A 13,372-nucleotide genomic window follows, 5' to 3' on the forward strand; every position below is an offset into this window, starting at 1 on the left:
TCGATTTCGTCGAGACTTGCGGGTCGCGAGGGCAGGGTTGTCACGAAATTTATCGGGCACGGCGATACGCGCGAAAACCTGGACTCGGCCCATCCGAGTTCTTCAGCGGAAACTGGCTCAAGACTCGCCCTCGGACCAGGTCTCCACGAATCTCACCAAAGATTCCCCGAATTGCGGCATCATCCAGCCGTTCGCTGGGATAGCGCTGAACCAGCAGATGCAGCAGAAGCAGTTCTTCGGACGGATGAACGGCACGTTCGCGGCCGTCATCTTTCCGTTCAGGCTTGGCTTCAGCCGGTGCATCCACAGGGTTGGCTGGGTCTGAGGGAGGTGGATGACCCTCTGCTTTGGAAATGGACGTGGATAACAGGGCTGTGGTGGCGGCGCCCGAAAGTGTGGCCAGTTGTTTGGTGAACTGTCGGCGATCGAGCCGATTCGAATCGGGATTGTCACTCATCGAGATCCGCCTGACTTCGATTCCATGGGGCCATCGTCGATGCCATTGACCACCCAATTGCAGGATATCACAGCCGATGGCGACAACGCATGATTCGACACGCGGCAGCGCACGGTGTCACTCGGTTTCGTTGACCTTGTCGATATAAGTCGAGAGATCCACCATCAGTTGGATCAACTGCGACCAGGTTTCCCAATCACATTTCACACTGCGAACCGAACCCGCTTCAGGCAGCTCTTCCGCCTTTTTGACGACGCATCCGATTCGATCTTTCAGATGCCACAACAGGTCTGACAACTGAATTTTCTGCAGCTTCACCAGGTTCGTGGGCAGTTCAGGAGGACCGTTGGGAAACAAGCTCGGTGGATGCGCGGGTTCACCCGGCAGAGGTTCGATGATCTCCCAATGCTTCGAATCATCCTCAATCGTCCGGCCTTTTTGGACGTAGGCCGTCCGGTAAGGATCGGGGTCGTCCGAAAGAACCGGCTGAGCCTCGTTCTGGCATTCGCTGAGTAACAGCACGCAGCGCCCCACGACAATGACATCCCCGACTTGCAGAATGCGAACCTGCACCGAATGTCCGTTGACCCGCGTACCATTGGTACTGTCCAGATCCGTGAGGATGACTCGGCCCGAGAGCTCCTGGACTCTGGCATGAAAACGACTGATATGGTCGTCATTCAACTGAATCGAGTTCTCATCTTCGCGGCCCAGCGAGACGGGTAGCTTGAGTCGGGTGAAAACGCGACCCTGTTCCATGCCTTCGAGAACTCGAAATGTCACGAAGGTCATTCAGAAATTCCAAAACCAAACGAATTTAACTGAAATGCAGAGGTGATGAGCTCGGCGCCTGTGCAGTCACCACGCATCAAATTCCTTGTAACGCGCACGTTCCGCGATCGTCAAGCGGAAAGAATCTCAGTTCGAGCCCCGACCGATTTCGGCCATCACAACCGTCAAAAATAGGTCGCCGACTTGGCCACCGACGATGCTTACCGCCCCAAGCCCCCCGGCCACCGGCCACGTCGTTACCACGCTCCCGCTTGGTAACGCCTCCTGCAATCTCGTTTTCTGACGAGAAAGAAAATACTCTGAATCGCCACCCCGCAACTTCACGACCTGTTTTGTTCCCCGCCTTACAGCGTTGCCTTGCCGGGCATTTCGTTGCGCTCCACCATCACACGCTGGCCTCCGTCGACTTTCGGAACGGAAGAGCAAGAAACCGTCTCGGTGTTCGAAACTCACAACCTCTCAGCGAACGGATCGAGCCAACACGCCAAAGAGCGCAACATCGCAACGGATCGCAACTTCCAAACGTACGCCCCCAGCTCGAGTCTTCGGCAAGGTAGAAATTGCGGCAATGATCGCCTAGAGTTCGTCGTTCTGGCGGAAACATTGCGTTCACCCCGAACGCAAGTGTCTCGTCGGACCATCAAATCCTTGATGTCGACGAAGTCGAAACGTCCTTCGTCTGCACAGGCTGCCTGAGAAAGCTCTACGTCATGACCGAAACGACTTCGTTGCTGGAACAATTGCGCTGGAAGAAATTTCCGGTCTTGAACGACGGTTTCGTCTGTTTGGTCGATGTCATGGGGGACGATTCGGCCGTCGTGCAGGCGGCCCGCGTCAGTTATGGCGTGGGCACCAAGCGCGTTTCAGATGACCGGACCCTCATCCGCTACCTTCTGCGGCATCGCCACACCACACCATTCGAAATGGCCGAGATCAAGTTGTTGATCCGCGTTCCGATGGATTGCTGGCGACAATGGATCAGGCATCGCACGGCAAACGTCAACGAATACAGCACTCGCTATTCGGAAGCGATCGACTCAACACAGTCGACGGCCCCCGACGCCTGGCGGTCACAGGCCACCCAGAATCGCCAGGGAAGTGAAGCGCCACTGTCCGAGCAACTCGGCGCACAACTGACCGCCGAGGAATTGCAATTGCAGGAACAATCGAGACGCGTCTACGAAGCACGCCTCGAAGCCGGTGTCGCACGAGAACAGGCCCGCAAGGACTTGCCACTGTCGACGTACACCGAAGCGTATTGGAAAATCGACCTGCACAACCTGTTGCACTTTCTCGCGTTGCGAATGGATAGTCACGCTCAGGAAGAAATTCGCCTGTACGCGACCGCGATCGGGCAGCAAATTGTCAAGCCGCTGTTCCCCGTCGTCTGGGAAGCGTTCGAAGACTACCGAATGGGGGGATCGACGCTCAGCCGCCTGGAATCCGGTGTCATCAAGCGGTTGATCGCGCAAGGAGCCGAGACCAAAGCGGCCCCGCCTTACTCGGAAGCCGACTTCCTGGCAGTGCAAGATGTGACCTGGAAAGAACTGACGCGGTGCCGCGAACGCGACGAATGTCGAGACAAGCTGGTCGAGCTCGGCCTACTGAAACGAGTTAGTTAACCGCCTGCTGAAAGACGGTGGTCAGGCCCCAGGGGACGAGTGTCCTGGAGAATTTTGAGATTCGGCGGAGCCTGCCCCCGCATTTTCAACCAGCGGATAGCAGTCGAGTTCGCTCGTCGGACCCGAATGGCGAAAGTGGATATTCATGCCTTTGATCTCGCTCGACTACGGGCTGACTGAACGCTGGGAAAGCGAACTGCCGAGCGAGCGTCTGCTGTACGTCCACAAGGGACCAGAACCGCTGGCCGATCCGCTGACCGCCACCCGCAGCGCACTCACCGATCCCATCGAGTTCCCAGCCCTCGAGTTCGCACTGGTCCCCGATGACCGCGTCGTGATCGTACTTGATCGCGGTGTCCCCTCGGCCGCGGAAATCCTGTCGGGAACCTGGACGTCACTTGCCACGGCAGGTGTCGCCCCGGAAAACGTCTTGGTCCTGCAACCCGCCTCCATGACGTCTCCGGCCCCCGTCGATCCAAGACGACTGTTGGCGCCGCAAGTGCGCGATCTGATCGGTTGGAAGATCCATGACCCTACCGCCGACAATGGGACAGGCTATTTGGCATCGAGCGCCGCCGGTGAACGAATCTACCTGGCACGCGAAGTTCTGGATGCCGATTTCGTCCTGCCGATCAGCCGCCTGGGATTCGACTCGATGCTCGGCCGACGCGAGCTGACGAGCGCATTCTTCCCCGGCCTGTCGAATCCCGAGGCTTTCGCCAAGTCGATTGGACAGGGACACCAGGAACTGGGCCCCGATGATGAACGCCCGTTTCGACAGTTGGTCAATGAAATTGCCTGGCTGCTGGGAATTCAGTTTGCCATTCAGGTCTTGCCATCTTGCAGCCATGACGGCATGGCCCGAATCCTGACGGGAAACACCGATCGTGTCGCCGAACAGGGACGCACCCTGCTCGACGAACAGTGGCGTATGACGCTTGACCAACGCGGCGAAACCGCAATCGTGGCGATCCCACGCAGTGGTGATGCAACCAGTTGGAACGACCTTGGTGCCGCCGTCGCGACCGCTCAAAAACTGATTGTCCAAGGCGGACGCATCGTTGTCCTCTCAGATCTCGCGGAGCAACCGGGTGCGGGGATCGACATCCTTCGCAGCAGCCGGTCCGCAAAATCGGCTCTGCAACCACTACGCAAGGCGGCTCCGCCCGATGTCCTTGCCGCCTCGCAACTGGCTTCGGCGGCCGACTGGGCATCGATCTATCTGCTCAGCCGACTCGACGGTCAGCTCGTCGAAGAAACGTTTATGACTCCGCTGGAAAATGAGCGTGAGGCCACGCGTCTGCTGGAAACGTGCGATGGCTACGTCGTACTTCCCGGGGCGCAGCATCTTTACGGAGAAATCCGCGAATAAATCTCTCGTCGCGCCCGCCGATTCGAACGACTGCTTTCCCGCCCCTTGAAGAGACCATCCGATGTTCGCTGATGTCACTCGTTCCAATCGGTTCCAACGCGTTTCGGCCGCCGGTCGAATCCGTACCGCCTTCACGACAGCATGTTCGCTCCTGCTGATCGTCCTCGTCTCTACGGCACACGTTGAATCTGCCGACGACGAGTTCCCCCCCGAACTGACCCGATTCGCCCCCGACAGCCGCAATCCACTTTTGAAAGGAGCGGGCGCGGGACATTGGGATGTCAAAATTCGCGAACGCGGCTGGATTCTTCGCGAAGGTGATCAGTGGAAGATGTGGTACACGGGTTACGACGGGACTCGTCCCGGCAAGAAAATGCTCGGCTATGCCACCTCACCCGATGGTTTCGTCTGGACGCGCGACCCGCACAATCCGATCTACTCCGACCGCTGGGTGGAAGACCTGTGCATCATCCCCCTGAACGGCACGTACTACATGTTCGCCGAAGGAGAAGAAGACCACGCTCAATTACTCACGTCGCGCGACGGCATCCACTGGGAACAACAGGGACGCATCGACATTCGACTTGCCAATGGCGAACCGATTCCCGACGGCCCCTACGGCACCCCCACCGCGTGGCACGAAAATGGGCAATGGAACTTGTTCTATGAACGGAAGGATCAAGGGATCTGGCTGGCTCGATCATCGGACCTGAAGATTTTTACGAACGTGCAGGACGAACCGGTCATCAACATCGGCCCTGATGTTTATGACCAGGATCAGATCGCCATGAATCAGATCATTTTTCATAAGGGCCGGTACTATACGGTGTACCACGGCACCAAGAACTCGAATGACCCCAAGATTCCGAACCAATGGTGCACCTGCCTGGCCGTCTCGACGGATCTGGTCCACTGGAAGAAATACCCAGGCAATCCTCTGCTGCCAATCGCCGACAACAAATCGAGTGGACTGCTGATCCAGGACGGGACGTCGTATCGGTTGTACACGATGCACAACGAAGTCCACGTGCATCTGCCCATCAAGTAAGGAAATCGGCGGGCCTCACGGCCAGCTTGCGTTGGCCAAAACGTTCAACGTTCTGTGACGACTCGTCACGGAACGGGCACTGGCGTCTCACATCTCATCGCAGGAACTGGTGACACTGACTACAATCGTCAGCCGATCAGTTCCCGAATCGGACGTGCATCTTCGTCAAAGATAGGTACCGGACGGTCACCGAAGCTGCGGACGAATTGATGCGTGTCGATTCCCAGGTTGTGGTAAATCGTCGCGAGGACATCGCGATAGTGGACAGGACGCGATTCAGCAAAACCGCCGGTCCTGTCCGTCGAACCAATGACCTGTCCAACCTTCATTCCGCCGCCCGCCATCAACGCGGCCTGCACCGGAGCCCAGTGATCGCGTCCCGCATCCTTGTTGATCTTGGGCGTACGACCGAATTCGCCCCACACGACCAGCGACACATCGTCGCCCAACCCACGCTGATAGATGTCTTCAATCAACGCCGAGATTCCGCTGTCGACAGTCGGCAGGTGGGCCTTCAGATGCCCAAAGTTGTTGCCGTGTGTATCCCAGAATCCATAGGCCACCGTGACCACGCGCACCCCGGCTTCCACCAGGCGACGTGCGATCAGCAGCTGATCGTTCCAAAGCGGGCCGCCGTCGCCCAGATGCTTTGACGACCCCATCGCATACCGAGCCCGCACCGCGGGATCTTCCTTGCTGACATCCATCGCCTCCATCAGCTTGCTCGAGGTCAGCACTTCGAATGCGCGACGGTAGCTCTCTTCGAGATTGTCCAAACCACCCCGATCTGCGGTTCGGCGGAATCCGTCGAGTCCCTCTAACAGTTTCTGGCGATTTGCGAACTGCATCGATTCAACGTATCGCAGCTTCATACTCGCGAGATCTTCGCCGTCCGCACGAACCTGATTGTACTGGCTGCCCAGATACCCCGCGCCGGTACTGTTGTAAGGGCGGTGCTGCATCGTGGGGAACAGATCGACAAACGGTGGAACCAAGGGAGTCGTCGGCCCCTGAACCTTCGCCACCATCGATCCGAAGTTTGGATAGTAGTTGCGCTCCACCTCGCGCATCGTGTAGCCGGTCAAATTCTGAAAGCTGGAGTGCTCATCACGCTGGCCTACGACCGAACGAATGACCGAACAGCGATCCATCACGGTCGCCATCTTTGGCAACAGCTCACAAACATCGATTCCGGGCACGACCGATGGAATCGTCGAAAACTCACCGCGAATCTCCGCAGGAGCTTCCATCTTCAGATCGAACGTGTCCTGGTGCGGCATGCCACCAGACAGATAGACCATGATGACAGCTTTGTGCGAGCGCGCCGCCGCGGCCGTTTCGGCCTGCAGTAATCGCGGCAATGTCAGTCCGCCAACGGCCAGAGATCCGATCTGTAAAAACGATCGCCGTGATACCCGATCACAATATTGGTTGGCCGCACCGGTAAACAGTCGCATTGCGTCTTGCCCTCATCACTGACAAATCAACCTGTCGTGATCAGTTTACCTTGAGAACCGACACCAAGCCACGCTGATTTCTTGCGACAGCGAACAACAGATGCCCACAGTGGCGAAACATTCGCCACGCGTGGGGAATGTTGCCTCCACCAACGTCCTGAATTCCGGATGAACTTCAGACACAAACCGAAAAACGCGAGGTAATACGAGAACATTCTGAATGTCGAGCGAACGGCATTCGATTCGCTTTTCATGTGACTTCTGGATTTCCGAAGTTTCCGAACAGGAGTTGTTTTGTGCCGGATCGAACCCAAGGCCGCCGCCAGGCCTTCACGCTGATCGAATTACTCGTCGTCATCTCCATTATCGCGGTCTTGATTGCGTTGCTCCTGCCGGCAGTCCAGTCCGCTCGCGAGGCGGCGCGTCGCATGCAATGCAAAAACAACCTGAAGCAAATGGGACTGGCCCTTGCAAACTATGAAAGCTCGTTCGGTGTATTTCCGCCCGCACGGCTTGGCCATGTGAATCCTGCCGACCCGACAAAATGGGTCGAACAATGGGCGTCGTGGGCCATCATGATTCTGCCGTACGTCGATCAGGCAAATCTGTACGGACTGTACAATACGAACTTCAAGTGGAATGACCCGGTCAACGCTCAAGTCTCGACGACACGACTGGGCGTCTATTCCTGTCCGACGAGCCCCAATGGCAATGGCGTCGACCCCAATCAGGGAACGGTGGCCCCTGTTACGGGTGATTACATGGCCACGGCATCCGTCAGCTACAAGCTATACCAGGCGATTCCCGGCTCGCCATCGACGTTGACCACCAAAGATGACCCCGCGGGCACAGCCATGCGAAACGGAGTGATGGTCAAGGCGGGCAATCCCTTCAAAGACGCCACCTACTTGCAGTTTCGCCCCAGCCGCATGACCGATATCACAGACGGCGCATCGAATACGATCGTCCTTGTGGAAATGGCGGGCGCCCCCTATGCCTACGGGCCCAACCGTACACCATTCGCTGTGGGCGGTCCATTTGCCTCATCCACCAATGTCGCCGACTATACCGCGACGAACGGCAATGGAATGTACGTGCAGGTCAAAGGAGCGGCATGGGCTGACCCTGATCGCGTCGGTGGCCTGGCAGGGTGCACGCTGGACGGTTTCAAAAGCGGCCCAGGAACCACGCCGCTCGCCATCATGAATGTCAGCAACGACAACGAGCCGTACAGCTTTCATGCGGGCGGCGTCAACGCCCTCCTCGCCGACGGTTCAGTCCGGTTCGTCTCGCAAAACCTGGATCTTCGCACCTGGGCGGGCCTGATCACGCGCGGCGGCGGCGAAGTCTTGGGCGAGTTCTAGATTCCCTGCCTCTCTGTCATGTTTGATGCAGGTCCCGAAATGGAATCCTCCAGCAATCAATCGCCCATTGAGAGTCCATGCTCGGAAATTCAATCGGCACGCACCTGGCTCATTTCACGATGAGATGCGTCAGCGCGCACCCACACCGTATTTCATCCCGTCTCACATGTTTTTTCGAAGGTCCAGGAGATATCGGCCAGTACGAACTGAGCTGGTCGGGGCAGGGAACCGTGACTGGGACCAGAGTTCGAGGTTGGTCCTTGAAGGCCTGTGAAGGAGCCGTCGCCGACGATGCAACCGGGACGTTCCACGTCGCGGAAGAAGACCCGGGAATCTGGAAATTGCCGGCCGAACCGACAGACCCGACTCCGCCTCTCCAAATCCTGAAAGTGGGTGAGAATGGTTTGGTCGCCGATCTGGAACGCCTGACCCTCGCCAAGTTCGACCAAGGTGCCGAATGGCTCGTCATCTCGTCACAGGGAAGCAATTCGTTCCGTGTGTTCGAGTCGCGCGCGCCACATCAATTTGTGGGACCGTTCACGATCGCCGGTGCGGTTGCTTTCGACGGAATTGATCTGAGCACGCGCCAACTGGGCTCGACGTTCCCGCGGGGCGCCTTCGGCTGTCACACCGATGTTGACGGTCATCCGATTCTGCTCGCAGACGGGGAACAGATCAGGCAACAACTTGTTTCTCAAGCCAAGACAAATCGACGGTCTGGCCATTAACAGCCTGCTGAAGTCACGGCGGCTGGCCCCGCTCACACTTAAGGACGGCACGACGTCGTGAAGTCCGCGGTGCCTGCCTCACTTAATTCCACAGACTCCAACGGTGCATTTTCCCACGTTGCGCTCTTCACGAGCTCCTCCGATGTTGATCTGATTGCGCAGATTCCGCGCTGACATCTGACAGAGAATCGCTTCATAATCCTGTTGGAGTCTTCGGCCCCACACATCTGCCGAAAAGAGTCCTGACGAATCACATTTCGCACGGTCATCGCAACAATTGACCATCATCTCGAATTTTCCACGTCATACGCCATCGAGAGTTATTTTTGTGAGAGTCGACCTCGATTTGACTTTACTCGCAATTTAAAGACAATGCGTCTCAAGGCGACATCGAATCGCGACTGAGCAAGCATGGCCAACAGAAGATCTCAGATTCGTTGTTTGCCCCTGAAGTCGACAGACCGTTAGCAAGGCTGCATCAATGACATTCGAACCACTAACGGAAGGCGAGCTTTCGATCCTCGAGGTCATCTGGAACCAACAGAAGCCAACATGTCGTGACATCGCCGATGCGACCTATGTCCGAGTCACTGATTCAAAAATGGCCTCGGCCCAGAAGTTGTTAGAACGCCTTGAAGACAAAGGCTACATCGCACGCGACCGGCGCGAACGAGCACACCGATTCTATGCGATCGTTGACCGCGAACAATTCCTCCATCATCGTCTATGCGATCTGGCCGACAGGCTTTGCAATGGTGCCATCGCCCCCCTCATGACGACACTGGTCCGATCAAAAAACTTCTCAAAACAGCATCGCGATCAACTGCGTCAATTGATCGACGAACGCTGGCCTGCCGAGTAGCAAGCCTCATTTCCCTGATGGCGGCGCGTCCAGACTTTCGACTCCTTCAAAGAGTCGAGGATCAAGCACCATTCGAACATCAGACTGGTTTCTTGTCGCCTTGATCCGAACAGGATTCAGAATCCGTCCGCCTGCCGGGTTGCCTTTATACGCCATCAGTTCCAGCTCGGTGTCGGGAAGTTGCTCCAGTCGGAATGCACCCTGCGTATCCGTGTCAGCCCATGGCACAGGGGCATTGTCACGACGCGACAACGACATCCCATTTTTCAACTGAACCGACACGGTGATTCCCGCCACGGGCTGCCCGTCGGGATCAACAACCTGACCACTTATTGACTGATGCATGCCCATCAAATGGACGTCCGGCAATTCAACCACATCTGAAGCGTCGTCCGGAATCGATCGAACGTATGGGGACTGATGCGTCCAATTCGGATCTGCCAGCCGATCGTGTGTGGTGATCTTGAATTCATAACCATCGCCCCGTTCCAGACCACCCACAACGTAGCGTCCTTCTGCATCGGTCACCTTGGTAACGAATGGAAGCTGCGATCGAAAGGGGCCTGCCATGGTCCGCGACAGTTCCATTTTTACCCCGGCCTGCGGTTTTCCGCCACGCAAGACTCTTCCCGCTAGCTGAATCCCCGGTTTCAAGATCAAGCGAACCTGCTCGTGCCGAAGTTCCTTGTCGTCCGCATTGGCAGGCGGGTCGAGCACCGTGCGAACACCAATCCCATCCGCACTCACATTCACGACCGTTTTGTCTCCCAATGACATCCCCGAGATTCGAAACGTCCCCCTTTCGTCCGTCCTTGCCGCATCCGAAAGAAAGGGCTGACCGAGTTGGTCAACCCGCACCAACGCCCCGGCAATCGGACGACCGTCCACGTTCACAACGACACCTTCGACGATCAGTCCGGGCGACACCTTTACAATTGCTTCGGGCACGTCTCCCATCTCTGGAATCTCGATCGGCATTCCATGGTCCCCAACGTGGAACGCCATCAACTCATGGTCGGCATAGCCGTACAGTTCTCGCGAAATCGTCAGACGCTGTTTGCCCGGCATTGCCGCAATCCGGAATTCTCCGTTCCCGCGGCTCACCGCCGAACTCGAGTATCGAAGATCTCCTGGCTCGGCCAGATCTTGATGCAGACTGACAAGCACACCGACGATCGGTTCTCCCGTCGCCAGACTGACCACTCGACCGGTGAGCCATCGTGATTCTGGCAACCGCAGTTCAAATCTCTCGCCACTTTTGAAAGTTCGTTTTAAGGAGAGACCGATCCCGGACTCCATCGGTTCGCTGGCGTAAAAAACCCAGCCAATGCCTTCAGAAACATTCGACAGGCTCACCGTGCCCGAGGAATTGGCCATGGACCTCATTGAGTGTCTTGAATTGGAGCTAATCGTGACCGCACCTGTCTGAACAGGTTGATTCTTTTGATCCACGACCCGCACCTGGATTGAAGCATCGCGTTCGAGTGTGATCGCTGGCGATGCCGACAACACAAGGAGATGTCGATTCATCGACGCCAACGAAGAGATCGCCGCGTCGGCAAGTCCCGGCGTCGTGTCGATCGCAATCAATTGCCGTTTGAAACCGTCGCCGTCGCAACTCACAATCACCCGCCGATTGGCAGGAGCGTGTTTGATTGTAAACTCGCCATTCGCACCCGTGAGTGTCACCCGATCGAGCTGAGACAACGAGAAACTGATGTCCCCTGGACCACTCATCAAATTATCCATGGTGACGGTCGAACTCGTCCATCCATGCAGTTCAACGTGGACACCGGAAACACCAACGCCATTTTCATCTCGAACGACGCCGCGAATGGGAACCTCTTTCTCAAGCACGACTCGAAGCGGAGTCTTGTCATTCGCAGACGTCACTTCCACCACCGTCATTGCGTATCCACTCGCAAACGCAACAATCTCTGCTCCGCCTCGTCCCAAGACAAGACTCGTGATCGATTCCCGCATCCGCAGCGGGATTGGCACCCCGCCCAGCAAGAATCGTCCGTTTTGATCAGCATTCGTTTCCGCCAGAATGTCTCGATTGTGACGCAATCCATTGGCATAGTGCTGCCCATTGATCTTCGCCCGAAGAATGATCGTCGCTCCACGAATTCGCTCGCCACTCGCGGTGACTACAGTCCCCCGCACACTGAGCGTTGGCCCATGCTCCGAAACGGGCTCGTCCGTCAATCGAACAGTGGGGCGAACGACGATCTGTGGCCCGGCGACTGCCGCAGGCACACTGGGCGCAACGAAGGGGATCTCCAACGGCGGGTCTGGTTCCGCCCGCTCCGCAATCGCCGAATCGACGTCATTTGCGTTGGACTCAGGCACGTCAGCCACAAGCGGAACAACCAGATCGTCAACCGATTTCACGAGCCGGACACCAAACGAATTCGTCGACATCGTTTGGAATTTCAATCCTCCCGTCTCGATCCGAACGTCCTTTAAACGGAATACGACCTCGTACGTCTCCGGCGGCAGTCCAGCAAGAGCAAACCGTCCTTCTTCTTGAGTGACGGCTTCGATCAGATCCCAGGCTGGATCACGCTGAAAGATTAATTTCGTCCCAACCGGAACTGCGATCCCATCCAATCGTTCCAACCGTCCACTGAAGGTGAATCCCTGCTGCAATTCCAATTGACCAAGGTCACGCGATTTGTCGTCGTCCGGCATCAGGAACGTTTTCGTCGACAGAACCAATGACATTGGATTGCGACCGCGTTCGCCATGGCCACCGCCAACTGGCGAGAAGATGGCATACTCCTGGCTGGCCGGAAGTGCACTGATTTGAAATCGCCCGTCACCGTCGGTCACCGCCAGCACTGACTTGATGAAATGCCGCTGTGTACTTCGATCCTTTTGCACCACGGCAACCTGCTGACCGGCGATAGGCTTTCCTTGGAACACCAGTTGGCCCGTCACGGCCGCTCCCACCGGAACGTGAATCTCGTGATGATCGTGCCCGGGCGACAGAAGTTCGGCGCGTGTCCCCGCATACCCATCCGCGATCACGGTCAGATCGACACCGAGAAAATCGTCCTCCAGCAACATCTGAAAGTGACCTTGATCGTCACTGACCGTTGCCTGTGCATCGACACGTCCCCACCATCGCTTTTCCTTGGTTTTTGCTCCGTAGGGTTCGATCAGCGCGCCCGGGATCGGCGTCCCATGTGAAGTCACGACGGTCCCCTGCACGATCCGACTGGCCGGAACATTCTGAGGAAAGTCCGGCAACACCAGCGTCACTGTTTCAGTCGCCGGATCGACCAGCTTCGTCATCTGGGTCCGCTTGCCCGTCGCCGTCGACAGAATGCGAAACTTGAGCGTCGGATCGAGACCCGGAATCTCAAATTGCCCTTCGCGGTTTGTCCTCGTCCATTTCTTGCAATCGAGATAGCAGGAAGGACAGAAGATCCCCGGCCCCACTTTGGGTGCAGCCGTCGCGACATCGATCCGGGCATTGGCCACGGGCTGCCCCCGATCATCACGAACCACTCCCCGCAAGGTGTCGGCCAGCAGTCCGTTCGGAAGCAATGCCAACGCCGCCAGCCAGCAACCGAACCGCCTTCGCATCATCGTCTGTTCCTTCAGATCCTTCAGAGGACTGTCATCGACTTTTGAGAGATCACTGCGATCGATGGATTCCGCC

10 protein-coding genes are annotated in these 13,372 nt (G+C 57.1%); 6 read left to right on the top strand and 4 right to left on the bottom strand.

Annotated elements, in window-relative coordinates:
* Positions 1-49 precede the first annotated feature (49 nt).
* On the bottom strand, positions 50-457 hold the full coding sequence (locus OSO_RS0114135) for a hypothetical protein (protein ID WP_010583925.1): 408 nt from the start codon (positions 455-457) through the stop codon (positions 50-52).
* 117 nt (positions 458-574) lie between these two features.
* Positions 575-1,249, bottom strand: a complete 675-nt coding sequence (locus tag OSO_RS47970; RefSeq protein WP_010583926.1) for an FHA domain-containing protein — start codon at positions 1,247-1,249, stop codon at positions 575-577.
* Between the two features lie 710 nt (positions 1,250-1,959).
* On the opposite strand from OSO_RS47970, the gene thyX reads away from it, so the two are divergent.
* The 3 genes from thyX (at position 1,960) to OSO_RS0114160 (ending at position 5,291) form a co-directional block, all read left to right on the top strand.
* On the top strand, positions 1,960-2,871 hold the full coding sequence (gene thyX, locus OSO_RS0114150) for an FAD-dependent thymidylate synthase (protein WP_010583929.1): 912 nt from the start codon (positions 1,960-1,962) through the stop codon (positions 2,869-2,871).
* 145 nt (positions 2,872-3,016) lie between these two features.
* Positions 3,017-4,243, top strand: coding sequence for a lactate racemase domain-containing protein (locus OSO_RS0114155; protein ID WP_010583930.1), 1,227 nt, complete (start codon positions 3,017-3,019; stop codon positions 4,241-4,243).
* 61 nt (positions 4,244-4,304) lie between these two features.
* On the top strand, positions 4,305-5,291 hold the full coding sequence (locus tag OSO_RS0114160; RefSeq protein WP_010583931.1) for a glycoside hydrolase family protein: 987 nt from the start codon (positions 4,305-4,307) through the stop codon (positions 5,289-5,291).
* A gap of 128 nt (positions 5,292-5,419) precedes the next feature.
* Here OSO_RS0114160 and OSO_RS0114165 read toward each other — a convergent pair whose 3' ends face one another.
* A complete protein-coding gene (locus tag OSO_RS0114165) occupies positions 5,420-6,748 on the bottom strand; it encodes a DUF1501 domain-containing protein (protein WP_010583932.1) in 1,329 nt (442 codons plus the stop codon).
* Between the two features lie 296 nt (positions 6,749-7,044).
* On the opposite strand from OSO_RS0114165, the gene OSO_RS0114175 reads away from it, so the two are divergent.
* The 3 genes from OSO_RS0114175 (at position 7,045) to OSO_RS0114190 (ending at position 9,702) form a co-directional block, all read left to right on the top strand.
* A complete protein-coding gene (locus OSO_RS0114175) occupies positions 7,045-8,112 on the top strand; it encodes a DUF1559 domain-containing protein (protein WP_010583934.1) in 1,068 nt (355 codons plus the stop codon).
* Between the two features lie 119 nt (positions 8,113-8,231).
* Positions 8,232-8,840: a phytase gene (locus OSO_RS43500; protein ID WP_261340386.1), complete on the top strand. Its 609-nt coding sequence runs from the start codon at positions 8,232-8,234 to the stop codon at positions 8,838-8,840.
* Between the two features lie 481 nt (positions 8,841-9,321).
* Positions 9,322-9,702: a BlaI/MecI/CopY family transcriptional regulator gene (locus OSO_RS0114190; RefSeq protein ID WP_010583937.1), complete on the top strand. Its 381-nt coding sequence runs from the start codon at positions 9,322-9,324 to the stop codon at positions 9,700-9,702.
* Between the two features lie 6 nt (positions 9,703-9,708).
* On the opposite strand, the gene OSO_RS0114195 is transcribed toward OSO_RS0114190, so the two are convergent.
* On the bottom strand, positions 9,709-13,299 hold the full coding sequence (locus tag OSO_RS0114195) for a carboxypeptidase regulatory-like domain-containing protein (RefSeq protein WP_029247003.1): 3,591 nt from the start codon (positions 13,297-13,299) through the stop codon (positions 9,709-9,711).
* Positions 13,300-13,372 lie beyond the last annotated feature (73 nt).

Source organism: Schlesneria paludicola DSM 18645, from assembly GCF_000255655.1.
Taxonomy (GTDB): Bacteria; Planctomycetota; Planctomycetia; order Planctomycetales; family Planctomycetaceae; genus Schlesneria; species Schlesneria paludicola.